Annotated in this window: 15 protein-coding genes; 11 read left to right on the top strand and 4 right to left on the bottom strand. The window is 55.4% G+C overall.

Annotated features, from left to right (window positions below):
• Positions 1-71: 71 nt before the first annotated feature.
• The gene (locus TH4_RS16970; protein ID WP_064782045.1) at positions 72-1103 is read right to left on the bottom strand and encodes a TRAP transporter substrate-binding protein; all 1032 of its coding nucleotides are present in this window, start codon (positions 1101-1103) and stop codon (positions 72-74) included.
• 233 nt (positions 1104-1336) lie between these two features.
• On the bottom strand, positions 1337-2278 hold the full coding sequence (gene pcaQ / locus TH4_RS16965; RefSeq protein ID WP_008891899.1) for a pca operon transcription factor PcaQ: 942 nt from the start codon (positions 2276-2278) through the stop codon (positions 1337-1339).
• Positions 2279-2423: 145 nt separating this feature from the next.
• Between pcaQ and pcaD the strand changes: the two genes are divergently transcribed.
• The 8 genes from pcaD to pcaB all read left to right on the top strand — a co-directional run bounded on the left by pcaD (position 2424) and on the right by pcaB (position 9411).
• Positions 2424-3224 carry a 3-oxoadipate enol-lactonase gene (gene pcaD / locus TH4_RS16960; RefSeq protein ID WP_083997162.1) on the top strand — a complete coding sequence of 267 codons (801 nt, stop codon included), beginning with the start codon at positions 2424-2426 and terminating at the stop codon, positions 3222-3224.
• The gene (gene pcaC, locus TH4_RS16955) at positions 3217-3621 is read left to right on the top strand and encodes a 4-carboxymuconolactone decarboxylase (RefSeq protein WP_008891897.1); all 405 of its coding nucleotides are present in this window, start codon (positions 3217-3219) and stop codon (positions 3619-3621) included. The genes pcaD and pcaC overlap by 8 nt, the downstream gene beginning before the upstream one ends.
• A gap of 5 nt (positions 3622-3626) precedes the next feature.
• Complete coding sequence (pcaH, locus tag TH4_RS16950; protein ID WP_008891896.1) at positions 3627-4328, top strand: protocatechuate 3,4-dioxygenase subunit beta; 702 nt, start codon at positions 3627-3629, stop codon at positions 4326-4328.
• Positions 4329-4331: 3 nt separating this feature from the next.
• Entirely contained in the window at positions 4332-4919 is a 588-nt protein-coding gene (gene pcaG, locus TH4_RS16945; RefSeq protein WP_064782044.1) for a protocatechuate 3,4-dioxygenase subunit alpha, read from the top strand.
• 137 nt (positions 4920-5056) lie between these two features.
• Positions 5057-5911 carry a CoA transferase subunit A gene (locus tag TH4_RS16940; protein WP_008891894.1) on the top strand — a complete coding sequence of 285 codons (855 nt, stop codon included), beginning with the start codon at positions 5057-5059 and terminating at the stop codon, positions 5909-5911.
• A gap of 14 nt (positions 5912-5925) precedes the next feature.
• Entirely contained in the window at positions 5926-6699 is a 774-nt protein-coding gene (locus tag TH4_RS16935; protein WP_064782043.1) for a CoA-transferase subunit beta, read from the top strand.
• A gap of 23 nt (positions 6700-6722) precedes the next feature.
• The gene (gene pcaF / locus TH4_RS16930; protein WP_064782042.1) at positions 6723-7928 is read left to right on the top strand and encodes a 3-oxoadipyl-CoA thiolase; all 1206 of its coding nucleotides are present in this window, start codon (positions 6723-6725) and stop codon (positions 7926-7928) included.
• A 145-nt stretch (positions 7929-8073) separates the two neighbouring features.
• On the top strand, positions 8074-9411 hold the full coding sequence (gene pcaB / locus TH4_RS16925) for a 3-carboxy-cis,cis-muconate cycloisomerase (RefSeq protein ID WP_064782041.1): 1338 nt from the start codon (positions 8074-8076) through the stop codon (positions 9409-9411).
• A gap of 53 nt (positions 9412-9464) precedes the next feature.
• On the opposite strand, the gene TH4_RS16920 is transcribed toward pcaB, so the two are convergent.
• Both TH4_RS16920 and TH4_RS16915 read right to left on the bottom strand, forming a co-directional pair.
• On the bottom strand, positions 9465-9947 hold the full coding sequence (locus TH4_RS16920; RefSeq protein WP_064782040.1) for a GNAT family N-acetyltransferase: 483 nt from the start codon (positions 9945-9947) through the stop codon (positions 9465-9467).
• Positions 9944-10666 (bottom strand): TenA family protein, encoded by a 723-nt coding sequence (locus tag TH4_RS16915; RefSeq protein ID WP_083997169.1) that lies wholly within the window; start codon positions 10664-10666, stop codon positions 9944-9946. Before TH4_RS16915 ends, TH4_RS16920 begins: the two co-directional genes overlap by 4 nt.
• A gap of 197 nt (positions 10667-10863) precedes the next feature.
• On the opposite strand from TH4_RS16915, the gene TH4_RS16910 reads away from it, so the two are divergent.
• From TH4_RS16910 to TH4_RS16900, 3 genes are all read left to right on the top strand, one after another.
• Positions 10864-11088 carry a YgaP family membrane protein gene (locus tag TH4_RS16910; protein WP_064782039.1) on the top strand — a complete coding sequence of 75 codons (225 nt, stop codon included), beginning with the start codon at positions 10864-10866 and terminating at the stop codon, positions 11086-11088.
• Positions 11089-11246: 158 nt separating this feature from the next.
• A complete protein-coding gene (locus TH4_RS16905; RefSeq protein ID WP_064782088.1) occupies positions 11247-11660 on the top strand; it encodes a protein tyrosine phosphatase family protein in 414 nt (137 codons plus the stop codon).
• Between the two features lie 146 nt (positions 11661-11806).
• Positions 11807-12949 (top strand): peptidase C39 family protein, encoded by a 1143-nt coding sequence (locus tag TH4_RS16900; protein WP_064782087.1) that lies wholly within the window; start codon positions 11807-11809, stop codon positions 12947-12949.
• Positions 12950-12954 lie beyond the last annotated feature (5 nt).

Here is a 12954-nt window from a genome sequence, read left to right as displayed (position 1 = left end):
CTTGCGGGAACAGAGGGTCACGTATCGACATGATACGTGACCCCACAAGATTTACCAGCAACGTCGGGATGTTACTTGGTGTGGCTCTGAACAGCGGCCTTGGCATCTTCGACAAGTTTCGCGCCATCGATGCCGTTGGAATTGGCTTCTTCGATCCAGCGATCAACAACAGATGCAGACGCATCGTCAAAGGTTGCCTTTTCGGCAGCGGTGATCTGAACGACCTGACCTTTGCCTTCGTTGACCATGCGCTTGCCGACTTCTTCAACGCCGTTAAACACGTCACCGATTTCAGCCGCAAAATCACGGCCGGAATTACGGTCGATGATTTCTTTCAGGTCGTCGGGCAGGCTCTCATACCGGTCCTTGTTCATCGCAAACAGGAAGGTCGAGGTGCCAAAGCGTGAATTTACGCCTTCGCCTTCAACAGAATAGGAAATCAGTTCAGCCAGTTTCAGCGGCGGAACAACTTCGAACGGCACCAGACCGCCATCAACCACGCCAAGCGACATGGCCTGCGGCAGGGCCGGAACCGGCATGCCAACGGGCTCGGCACCCCAGGATTCAATCACCCAGGAACCGGTACGCGTCGGGGTACGCAGCTTCAGGCCCTTGACGTCATCAACGGTGCGGACTTCCTTGCTGGTCAGGTGGATTGCCTGACCGGCATGCACGTGAACGGCAAGCGGGTGAATGTCAGTAAGGTCTTCGGCATATTCATCACGAAGATCCCACATCGCAAGGTTGGTTGCGCGTGCATCGCCAAGGTGAACACCCGGAAGTTCAAACACTTCAAGGCGCGGGAATACGCCCGGGGTGTAACCCGGAAGGGTCCAGACGATGTCGGCAACGCCGTCGCGGACCTGACGATACAGTTCCGGCGGATTGCCGCCCAGCGACATGGACGGGAAGATTTCAAACTTGATACGGCCGTTTGATTCTTCTTCGATTTTCTTGGCCCACGGTTCGATCATTTTCGACTGGGCCGGTGCTTTCGGACCCAGGAAATGGTGGACGGTCAGGGTGACTTCCTGTGCGTGTGCGCCGAACGACACCATCGTCGCGACAGCTGCACCGGCAAGCAATTTGGTGATCTGTTTCATTCTCTTCCTCCTTTGAACGTCTTGTCGCGTTCATTGCGCTGACAAACGTTCAGCCACGATGCGCATCTAGCGTGCGAAGTTTTCCAAGAGTTCTTTTTGTTATTGTTTTTGTTCTTCTTTTTATCACATGACTTGCGTTTGGCGCATTTCAGCCATGTCGAATTAAAGGCAATCTAATCGGTACGTGATGGTTATGTATAATGATATGTAAGCACATATCCATAACCAAATGATTATCCTTTCGCCCCTGCCTGTGCACTGTGATGACGTTGTGCTTCTTCGCGCACAGCATTGATCAGCATTTCAACCGGCGGCGAAATTGGCGAATCAATTCTGGTCGTCAACCCAACGGGACCAAAGGTATCGCTGGTATCGATCGGCAGTTCGACCAGATGCCCTTCGGCAATGTCGGATGCCACAGCCCCGTTCGAAATGATCCAGATCGCGTCGGTTTCGCGCGTAAAAGCACGCCCGAAAGATGTCGAAACGGTTTCGATACGGTCGGGGATCGCACCAATGCCATGCGCAATCAGCATCTTGTCGACCGTTGGGTGAATAATCGCGTGTTTCGGCGGCACCAGAACGGTGAATTCGCGAATGCGGGTAATGTCCGGGTTCTTGTCGGCCAGCAACGGATGGCCCGGTCTGGCGACCAGCGAAATATGCTCGGAATATAAATGTATGAACGACAATCCCGACATCTGATCGGGTTCGGCCAGTCGTCCGACCACCAGATCAAGTTCACCCACGCGTAATTGTCCCATCAACATCACGTTCGGACCAGCCACGACCTTGACCGTCGTATCGGGGCTCAGCGTTTTGAAATGACGAATGGCGTTGGGCATCACGCTGGCGGCAACTGTGGGCAGGACCCCAAGATTGATCGAAAGCCCGCCTTGCATGCGCACCTGGCTGATGCTGTCGACACCTTGGCGAAGGGCCGTAACACTTGCCCCGGCATAGCGTAGGAAAACCTTGCCAAAGTCGGTCAGGGTGACGCCGCGCTTTGATCGGTCAAACAACCGCGCATCAAGATGTTCTTCCAGCTCGCGAATGGTTTTGGAAACAGCGGGTTGGGTGATCGAAAGCGTATCGGCTGCCTTGACGACACTGCGTTGGCGCGCGACCTCAAGAAAGCAGGTCAGATGGCGGAATTTAATGCGTTGATCAAGCATGGGTGCCCTATACATCAACAGTTTAGAATGTTCTTATGGCTGGTTCATGCATAATTATATAGTTATGCAAATTACGCAATTCCTCATTTTACATAACCAAAACCATCTGCGAATGTGAGTGCAAACAAGCAGGGTGGAAACGATAATGAGTCTGCAAGTCGCCCCGGTCAACGGGACACACATTCATTACAGCCAGTCAGGCCCGAAAAACGGCCCGGCACTGGTCTTTGCAAATTCTCTGGGGACGGATCTTCGCATCTGGGATGATGTCGTTGATGCGCTTTCCTCAACGTTCAACATCGTGACCTATGACAAACGCGGGCATGGCCTGTCGGGGATTGGTGATGCGCCTTATGACGTCGCGCTGCATGCCAATGATCTGATCGGGTTGCTTGATTACCTTGGCCTTGATCAAGTGATCATTTGCGGTCTGTCTGTTGGCGGTCTGATCGCCCAGAAAGTCACCGAACTGGTGCCAAACCGCGTGCGGGGTCTGATCCTTTGCGATACCGCCGCCAAGCTTGGCGATTATGACAGCTGGAACACCCGGATCGAGGCGATCAAGGCCGACGGGATTGCATCCATGGGCGATGCGATCATGGAACGCTGGCTTTCGCCGACCTTCCGCAAGGAACGGGTTCTCGAAACCGCGATGTATCGCGACATGCTGGTGCGTACCACGGTTGAGGGTTACATCGGGACCTGTATTGCGCTGCGCGATGGTGATCTGCGCGATGCGGCGGCAAAAATTGCTGTGCCGACATTATGTATCTGTGGATCGGAAGATCTGGCAACGCCGCCCGATGTGGTACGCGCCACGGCAGACATGATCCCCAATGCCGAATTCGAATTGATTGACGGGGTCGGGCATTTGCCATGCATCGAAACCCCGGAATTGCTGACCCGGTTGATCGACCGATTTACCAAGGAGAAGAACCTTGTCTGAGAGCCGGTATGACGTTGGCATGAAAACCCGCCGTTCCGTTTTGGGCGATGCACATGTGGATCGCGCCACCCAAAAAATTACGGAAATCGACGAAGGTTTTCAGCGCTATATCACCGAGAATGTCTGGAACGGTGTCTGGACAAGCGACGCCTTCACCAAGCGTGAACGCTCCATCGTGACCATCGCACTGCTTGCGGGGCTTGGCCACGAAGAAGAACTTGCCATGCATATTCGGGCGACTTTGAATACCGGGGCAACACGCGATGATATCCGTGAAACCCTGATGCATGTTGCGGTTTATGCCGGCGTTCCCGCCGCCAATACGGCCTTCCGCATTGCCAAACAAACCTATGCCGAAATCGACGCGGCATCAGACGCGTCACCCAAGGGAGAGTAAGCCTCATGTCCACCTTTAAACCGCGTGACTGGGGCTCCCACGCCCCCTATATCGCACCCGGTTACAAATCGACCCTGTTGCGTGGTCCGACCCAAGCACCGCTTGCCATCAAATCGGGACTGACCGAGGGCACCGGTCCGCGTTTTGCCCCGGCATCTGTGCGTGAGCTTGATTTCGATCTGACCAAGAACGGTGTCGTCAATGGCGAGCCGCTTGGCGAACGCATTGTTGTGCATGGCCGGGTGATGGATACCGATGGTCGTCCGCAGCCCAATATCCTGGTCGAAGTCTGGCAGGCGAACGCAGCAGGCCGTTACGTGCACAAGGTCGATCAGCATGACGCGCCGCTGGATCCGAACTTCCGCGGGTCGGGGCGTTGCTTTACCGATGATCAGGGCAACTACAAATTCTATACCATCAAGCCGGGGGCCTATCCGTGGGGCAACCACTTCAATGCGTGGCGTCCGAACCATATTCACCTGTCGTTGTTTGGTCCGGGTTTTGCCACCCGTCTTGTGACCCAGATGTATTTCCCGGGTGATCCGCTGCTTGATCTTGATCCGATTTTCCTTGGCACCGAGGACGCAGCAGCCCGTGAACGCCTGATTGCCAAATTCTCGATCGACAAGACCGAGGAGGGCTTTGCCCTTGGTTATCAGTTCGACATTGTCCTGCGTGGACGCAACGGCACCCCGATGGAGAATTAAGTCATGGCTTATGGTGAAACCCCCTCTCAGACGGTTGGTCCGTATTTCGCCTATGGCTTGACCGCAGGCCAGTACGCATACGACTTTACCGACATCGCCGATCCGACCGTTGCCGGCCCGGATGCCAAGGGTGAACATATCCGCATTACCGGTACCGTCTTTGATGGCGACGGCAACCCGGTCAATGACGCGATGATCGAAATCTGGCAGGCCGACGCCGACGGCAATTACAACGAAAAGCCGATTGATGTGGCTGATACCGGTTTCCGCGGGCTTGGCCGTTGCGGCACCGGCACGGATGCCAAGCTGCGCTTCTGGTTTGATACGGTAAAGCCGGGTGTTGTTGCCGATGCCGAGGCGCCGTTTGTCAACGTTATCGTCTTTATGCGCGGCATGCTGGTTCACGCCTTTACCCGTTTTTACTTCGACGATGAGGCGGATCTGAATGCCAAGGACCCTGTCTTGCAGTCGGTGCCAGCGGATCGTCGCGACACCCTGATTGCCAAGCGTGTCGAAACCCCGACGGGGATTGAATACCGGATCGATATTCACATGCAGGGGGACGCGGAAACCGTGTTCTTCGACGTGTAAGTCGATCTGGCCCGATGGCTGCGTCCGCTGCTTTGGGGAAAGCCGGCGGTCGCAGCCATCGACCTGAATTTCCTGCACTGCCGGGGCAGTTGCCCCGCGTTTCTAATGTTTTGGATTGATGCCACAGGAGTTTTGCCGTGGTTGCACGTTTCATGTCGCTTAAAGAGGCCGTCGCATCCTGCGTTAAGGATGGCGACACCATCTCGATGGAAGGCTTTACCCATCTGATCCCGCACGCCGCAGGGCACGAGATTATCCGTCAGGGCATCAAGAACCTGACCTTGGTCCGCATGACACCTGATGTGATCTATGATCAGTTGATCGGTGCCGGTTGTGCCAAGAAGCTGATCTTTTCCTGGGGCGGTAACCCCGGTGTCGGCTCGTTACACCGTCTGCGCGATGCCTATGAAAAAAGCTGGCCGACCAAGCTTGAAATCGAAGAACACAGCCACGCAGCGATGGCAAATGCCTATGACGCGGGTGCGGCTGGCCTGCCTTGTGCGGTGTTCAAGGGCTATCGCGGGGCGGAACTGCCGCGTGTGAACCCGAACATCAAGTTCATCGAATGCCCATTCACTGGCGAAAGCCTTGCCGCTGTTCCGGCGATCCGCCCGGATGTCACTGTCGTGCATGCCCAGAAAGCCAACAAAAAGGGCGACGTCCTGTTTGAAGGTATTGTCGGTGTGCAGAAAGAAGCCGTTCTGGCCGCTAAAAAATCGATCATCACTGTCGAAGAGATCGTCGATGATTTCGGCGATATTTCACCCAACGCCGTCATGCTGCCGAACTGGGCGGTGACTGCGATTGTTGAAGTGCCGGGTGGGGCGCATCCGTCCTACGCCCAAGGATATTATAAGCGCGACAACGCGTTCTATAAGGCATGGGATCCGATTGCACGTGATCGCGAAACGTTCCAGGCCTGGCTCGAAGAGCATGTCATTAATGGCGGTCCCGAAGATTTCGCGGCCAAGCGTGAAGCAAACAAAGGCTAAGCGGAGGAAAAATCATGGTTGAATATACCCCGACTGAAATGATGACGGTATCCGCTGCACGTGCGCTTAAAAACGACGATGTGTGCTTTGTTGGCATCGGGATGCCGTCGGCTGCGTGCAACTTGGCACGCCTGACCCATGCGCCCGACATTACGCTTATTTATGAAAGTGGCACGATTGGTACCAAACCGGACGTCCTGCCGCTGTCGATCGGTGATGGTGAGTTGTGCGAAACCGCTGTGAACACCGTCGCCGTGCCGGAAATGTTCCGTTACTGGCTGCAGGGTGGCAAGATTTCGGTTGGCTTCCTTGGTGCGGCCCAGCTTGACAAGTACGGCAACATCAACACCACCGTGATCGGCGATTACGACAACCCCAAAGTCCGTCTGCCGGGTGGCGGTGGTGCGCCGGAAATCGCGACCAGCTGTGGCGAAGTGTTTTTGGTGATGAAGCAAAGCAAACGTGGCTTTGTCGAAAAGATCGATTTCGTGACATCGCTTGGTCACGGCAAGGGTGGCAATGATCGTGCATCGTACGGCGTTGATACCAAGGGGCCGTCGCGTCTGATCACCGATCTTTGCATCATGGAACCGCATCCGGAGGGCAAGCAATTCGTTGTGACCTCGATCCATCCGGGCGTAACCCGCGAAGAAATCATCGAAAATACCGGTTGGGATGTTGAGTTTGCCGACGAAGTCGCGGAAACTGCGATCCCGTCCGAGAAAGAATTGCAGGTTCTGCGTGAACTGCATGCTCGTACCGCCAAGGCCCACGGGGACCAGCAGTAAGAGCAATAATAAGGATCTTAGAAATGGCTGACGCATATATTTGCGATTATATCCGCACCCCGATTGGCCGCTTTGGTGGCAGCCTGTCGCAGGTGCGCGCCGATGATCTTGGCGCTGTTCCGCTTAAGGCGCTGATCGACCGCAATCCGGATCTGGATTTTGCCGCTGTTGACGATGTCATCTTTGGCTGTGCCAACCAGGCTGGTGAAGACAACCGCAACGTTGCGCGTATGTCGTCGCTTTTGGCAGGGCTTCCGGAAACAGTGACCGGAACCACGGTCAACCGTCTGTGCGGTTCGGGCATGGATGCGATCATTATGGCCGCCCGCGCCATCAAATCGGGCGAAGCCGAACTGATGATTGCCGGTGGCGTTGAAAGCATGTCGCGTGCGCCGTTTGTCATGCCAAAGGCGACGTCGGCATTTTCGCGCAATGCGGAAATTTATGACACCACCATCGGCTGGCGGTTTGTCAACCCGGTGATGAAGAAACAGTACGGCGTGGATTCCATGCCCGAAACCGGCGAAAACGTTGCCGAGGATTTCAATATTTCCCGCGAAGATCAGGATGCCTTTGCCGCCCGGTCGCAGGACAAGGCGGTCGCCGCACAGGAAAATGGTAATCTGGGCGAGGAAATCACGCCGGTCACCATTCCGCAGCGCAAAGGCGATGCCATTGTCGTGGACAAGGATGAACATCCACGTCCGGGCACCACGGCCGAAAAGCTTGCCAAACTGCCGACCCCGTTCCGCGAAGGCGGTTCGGTTACGGCTGGCAACGCATCTGGTGTCAATGACGGGGCTGCGGCCCTGATCATCGCATCCGAGGCCGCGGTCAAGAAATACGGCCTGACGCCGATTGCACGGGTTGTTGGTGGCGCGACTGCGGGTGTTGCACCGCGCATCATGGGCTTTGGCCCGGCACCGGCATCGAAAAAACTTCTCGCGCGTCTTGGCTGGTCGACAGAGCAGCTTGACGTGATCGAACTGAACGAAGCCTTTGCCTCACAAGGGCTTGCAACGCTTCGTGATCTTGGCATTGCCGATGACGATGCGCGTGTGAACCCGAATGGTGGTGCGATTGCCCTTGGTCATCCGTTGGGTATGTCGGGTGCACGTATCACCGGCACGGCTGCGCTTCAGATGAAACGTTCTGGTGGCAAGCGTGCATTGGCAACCATGTGCATTGGTGTCGGTCAGGGTATCGCGATTGCGCTTGAAGCTGTTTAAGGCTGATGGCTGATTGATCTTTGAAAAAGGTGCCCCTGTGCCGGTTGTCGGGCAGGGGCTTCTTTTTGCGTTATTGACCAATATGGTTGCTGGCGCGACACTATCGACTTGATTTCACACCTGTTTGAACGGTGGATGAACCCTGATGAGCGTTTCGCCCTTTGACTCTGCCCTGCTTGGAAATCTGTTTTCCGATCCGGAGATCGCGGCCCTGTTTGATGACCGGGCACAGATTGCATCCATGCTGCTTTTTGAATCGGCCCTTGCCGCGGCCGAGGCGCGCGCAGGTGTGATCCCCGAACAAAGTGCCACCCGCATCGCCGAAGTCTGCCGTGATTTTACGCCCGATCCGGAAAGCCTTGCGGCGGGAACGGCGAGTGCCGGTGTGCCGGTGCCAGCCCTTGTTAAGGCGCTCAAGGCGGAAATTGGCGGTGAAGACGCGCGCTATGTTCATTTTGGCGCCACCAGCCAGGATGTGGTTGATAGCGCACTTGTCCTGCAGCTGCGCGATGCGGTTGCGATCATTCGTCGCCGCATTCGTAAATTGGCCAAGGCGCTTTCTGCCCATGCCGACACCCATCGCACAACGGTGATGATCGGGCGGACGCGATCCCAACAGGCTGTACCAACCACCTTTGGTCTCAAGGCTGCCGGATGGCTCGCACCGCTTGTGCGGATTGATCACCGGATTGATAGCCTGTCATCAGATTTGTTGCGGATTTCGTTTGGCGGTGCCGCAGGTACATTGGCCTCGATCGGGGTGAAGGCCGCAGACGTCGAAAGCAACCTTTCCGAGGAACTTGATCTTCCGCTTGCTGATATGCCCTGGCATGCGCAGCGTGACGTCCTTGTTGATTTCGCAAGCCAGTTAACAGCGTTAACCGGCGCACTTGGCAAGATGGGGCAGGACTTGGTTCTGCTGGCCCAGTCCGAAATTGCTGAGGTTCAACCGGGCAAGGGCGGCGGGTCATCGACCATGCCGCATAAATCAAATCCGGTGCAGGCGGAAATGCTGGTGACACTGGCCCGCTTCAATGCCGGGCTGCTTGGTACCTTTGCCCAGGCGCAGCTCCATGATCATGAACGAAGCGGGGCAAGCTGGCTTTTGGAATGGTTGACCTTGCCGCAGATCATTACCGCAACCGGTGCGGCACTTGCGCAGGCGGTTGATATGGTGCCGGATCTTAAAATCAATGCAGACCGCATGGCCGAAAACCTCGAGCTGTCACGCGGGGCGATGTTGGCAGAGGCCGCAACATTTGCGCTGGCCGATCACCTTGGCCGCGATGCCGCGGATAAACTGGTCAAGGATGCGATTGCCAAGTCGGCAGAAAACGCATCGAACCTGTTTGATGAATTGCCAAAACTGACCGACGCCCCGGTGGATTGGGATCATGTCCGTAACCCGGTCAATTATATCGGGCAGTCGGACGTGTTTATCGATCGTGTTTTGGGGGCCGCCAAGCGTGGCTTGCGCGACTAGGAAAAAGGCTGCCGGATGGCAGCCTTTTTTTGTGTGTGATGCAGTGATTTGGTTCAGCGTGGTGCCCGCAGGCGCTTTTCAACTGCGTAATTGTGGATGGGTACGCCAGCGACTTCGAAATCGCGGCGTTCCACAACGCCAAAGCCCTGTTTAAGCAGGAAGGATTTGGCAAATTCACTGGCTTCGGAATAAAGCTTGCCAATATCCTGTTTGCGCGCGTGCGCTTCAAGTGCGTCGTACAGCTTTGTCACAATACCTTTGCCCGCAAAATCGGGCAGGGCATACAGAAACCCGATATGGCCATCGGCCTCGACATCGCCAAATGCGACAACCTGATCATTGTCATCAACCGCGACCAGACTGAACCGACCATCTGTCATGATTTCGATAAACCGTTCCGGTGTCGGCAGCAGCTTTGCCCACACGGCAACCTGTTCGGGGTTATAGGCGTTGGGCCCAATTTCCGTAACGGAGTGTCGGTAAATCTCGACCAAGGCCTTGGCATCACTGTTCGCAAACGGACGAATTGTGATCATTCTTGTGGTCCCCATGCCGTATCAAAGAATTGACATTCAAGATCGGTTGCACGTGTGAAATAGGACAGGCATTCGGCGCGGTCTTCCTCTGACAGTGACGGTCCGACCTGATCCAGTTGGCTATTCAGATAGGCAACCACACTTTCAAAATACACCCCGATATGCAGATCAATCCATTCGGCGTACCAGAAATCCTCGGGACGTTTGGCGATGGCCTTGTTGACCCGATCCGCCCAGCCAAGATAGGTGCCCTCGGCAACGGCCAGAACGGCCAGCATATTGGCGTAACGGTTGCTGTCCGTGGCGTCTTTCATAAGTTGCTTGAATGCCGCTGTTGCTGGCCAGTCTGGCATGTTTTCACGTGCATCATCAGATACGCCAAGGGCGGCAAAGGATCGTTCGAAATAGGTGTTTTCTTCGCCCGTGACCAGCGCAAGGAACTGACACCCTGGAATGCGATCCTTCAGGCTTGGTGCACGCGATACGGCCGCGGCCAGCAGGGCAACAAACCGATCAATAAACCGGTGATCCTGAATAAGGTAGTTTTCAAGATTGGCCTTGGGAAGCGCGGCATCACCCCAGGCATCGGTAAAGACATGGTGGGTTACCGCATGCCATTTATCCGCGCAGGATGCCTTCAGCCAGTCTGAAAACACACCATTCGGATTGGTTTGATGCCATGACGGAAAATCCGGGACGGCTTTTGCGGTGTTGCTCATATCTGCGCGTTTCCTGAGGAGCTTGATATCATTTGGGTTTTGAACTTTTGGCATGGACGCAACCATTGGGCAAGCCACGAAACAGGGCATCCGCCAAAGTACCGATCCGCATGGAGGCGATTGATAAGTATCAAAGTAATCGATTGGATTATAATGTTATAAATCACTCCATCAGAGCTTTTCCCAAGGAGGAAGTTATGGCGAATGTTGGAACCCTGGACCGTATTGTCCGTGCGATTGCCGGTGTTGTTTTGCTGGCCATTCCGTTTGTTTCTGCCGCGCCCGAAGGTGGTGGCATGGCGTATGGCGTTTATGGCTGGGTGATGATTGCTGCCGGTGTTGTCATGTTGGCGACTGCGGCACTGCGTTTCTGCCCGCTTTACATGCTGTTTGGCCTGCGGACCTGTCCGCTTTCCAAATAAGGTAATAAACGGCGTTTGAAACCGGAATATTCCGTTCGATCTGTTGTTGTTTGAACGTTATGCTGGCGTCCGTAGATCTCTGCGGTATGTTGGATAGACGTGCTGTTGATGCCCGACGTGTGGGCACGGCGACCAGCAACGACGAACGGAATATAAAAATGAAACGCCTGAGTGATGAACTGACTGTATCCCCGCAAATGCCGCTTGCTGCGATTGACGAAATCGCTGCGGCCGGTTTCAAAACCATCATTTGCAACCGCCCGGATGGTGAAGATCCCGGGCAGCCGTCATTTTCCGAAGTCGCCGCCAAGGCCGAGGCTGCCGGTATGAAGGCGATCTTCCAGCCCGTCGCAAGTGGCAATGTGTCGGACGCGGATGCAGATGCCTTTGCAGCCAATCTGACCGCCGCCGAAAAGCCCATCTTTGCCTATTGCCGCAGTGGTACACGCTGCACCATCCTGTGGTCGCTGGCCAATGCCGGGCAGATGCAGGTTGGCGATATCGTCAAGGCCGCGGCGGAGGCCGGATATGATATGGCGCCGCTGGCACCGCGGATTGCAGCACGCGGCTAAGCCGTTTGAATTTGCACGTTATGCGGTGCGTTGCTGTGCAAAAAACGCAGTGAGCATCGCATAAATTGCACTATTGCTTTTGTGTGTTTCATGACGATATGTCCGCGCATGCTGTATCTGGCATGGTTTTATCAAGTGGCACCGGTATGACGTCAAACGCAGACCAACTTTCCAATATCAGATTTCGACTGGCCAGGAACGAAGATCTCGACGCCCTGTGCGAGATTGAAAACCGGTCCTTTGAAGTCGACCGACTGACCCGGCGTGCCTTCAAACGTTTCGTCGGCAGTGAAACCGCCCGTCTGACTGTGGCGGAAGCCACCAGGGACGGGGGCGTTGTTGTTGGCTACGCGCTGGTGATTTTTCGCAGCAACGTCGCACTCGCGCGCCTTTATTCGATGGCGGTATCACCCGATCAGCGCGGGCAGGGGATTGGCCGTGCCCTGATTGAACGGGCCGAAGAACTCAGCCTTGATTTCGGAACACCGATCCTGCGCCTTGAAGTCAGCCAGAAAAACAAGGATGCGATCCGGCTTTTCAAATCGGTTGGATATCGCGAATTCGCGCTTTATCCGGATTATTATCCCGATCATTCGAATGCGCTTCGCATGGAAAAGGTATTGGTTCCCAATGCCATGCATTTGCCTTCGCCGATCCATTTCTATCACCAGACCCTGCCATTTACCTGTGGCCCGGCGGCCCTGATGATGGCGATGAATGCGCTCGATCAGAATATCGAACTTGATCGTAATCTTGAAATTGCGCTGTGGCGCGAAGCCACCACGATCTTCATGACGTCCGGGCATGGTGGTTGTGGCCCGCTGGGACTGGCGTTGGCGGCGCACAAGCGCGGCTTTGATGTCGAAGTGCTGAGCAGCCGGGACGGGCCGCTATTCGTTGATACCGTGCGCAAACCGAAAAACCGCGAAGTGGTCGAACTGGTCCATTACGACTTTGCCCGTCAGGCACTTGATGCCGGTATTTTGGTCACGACCGGCCCGTTTGGCATTGCCGAGATCGAAGAACGCACCAAACAGGGCAAAATGGCTCTGGTCCTGATCAGCCAGTACCGCATTTATGGCGATAAAATCCCGCACTGGGTGGTGGTTTCGGGCTTTGATGACCGGTTTGTCTATGTCAGTGATCCCGATATTGGCGAAGACCATGAACCCTATACCGGCAGTGACTGTCTGTCCGTGCCGATCCTGCGTCACGAGTTTGATCTGATGGCGCGTTATGGCCGCGATAAACTGCAAGCTGCTGTCTTCATTGACAAAAAGGCCGGGTAAAAACC

Origin of the sequence: Thalassospira tepidiphila MCCC 1A03514, assembly GCF_001662875.1 — a bacterium.
Lineage (GTDB): Bacteria > Pseudomonadota > Alphaproteobacteria > Rhodospirillales > Thalassospiraceae > Thalassospira > Thalassospira tepidiphila.
Note: the sequence above shows the minus strand (reverse complement) of the source record. Positions and strands in the feature narration are given on the sequence as shown.

Bases quoted from the DNA above. Each gene is read 5' to 3' on its own strand.
- pcaB (WP_064782041.1), top strand. From the start codon at position 8,074: ATGAGCGTTTCGCCCTTTGACTCTGCCCTGCTTGGAAATCTGTTTTCC.
- TH4_RS16935 (WP_064782043.1), top strand. From the start codon at position 5,926: ATGGTTGAATATACCCCGACTGAAATGATGACGGTATCCGCTGCACGT.
- pcaD (WP_083997162.1), top strand. From the start codon at position 2,424: ATGAGTCTGCAAGTCGCCCCGGTCAACGGGACACACATTCATTACAGC.
- TH4_RS16910 (WP_064782039.1), top strand. From the start codon at position 10,864: ATGGCGAATGTTGGAACCCTGGACCGTATTGTCCGTGCGATTGCCGGT.
- TH4_RS16900 (WP_064782087.1), top strand. From the start codon at position 11,807: ATGACGTCAAACGCAGACCAACTTTCCAATATCAGATTTCGACTGGCC.
- TH4_RS16920 (WP_064782040.1), bottom strand. From the start codon at position 9,947: ATGATCACAATTCGTCCGTTTGCGAACAGTGATGCCAAGGCCTTGGTC.
- TH4_RS16970 (WP_064782045.1), bottom strand. From the start codon at position 1,103: ATGAAACAGATCACCAAATTGCTTGCCGGTGCAGCTGTCGCGACGATG.
- TH4_RS16905 (WP_064782088.1), top strand. From the start codon at position 11,247: ATGAAACGCCTGAGTGATGAACTGACTGTATCCCCGCAAATGCCGCTT.
- TH4_RS16915 (WP_083997169.1), bottom strand. From the start codon at position 10,666: ATGAGCAACACCGCAAAAGCCGTCCCGGATTTTCCGTCATGGCATCAA.
- pcaG (WP_064782044.1), top strand. From the start codon at position 4,332: ATGGCTTATGGTGAAACCCCCTCTCAGACGGTTGGTCCGTATTTCGCC.
- pcaH (WP_008891896.1), top strand. From the start codon at position 3,627: ATGTCCACCTTTAAACCGCGTGACTGGGGCTCCCACGCCCCCTATATC.
- pcaQ (WP_008891899.1), bottom strand. From the start codon at position 2,278: ATGCTTGATCAACGCATTAAATTCCGCCATCTGACCTGCTTTCTTGAG.
- pcaF (WP_064782042.1), top strand. From the start codon at position 6,723: ATGGCTGACGCATATATTTGCGATTATATCCGCACCCCGATTGGCCGC.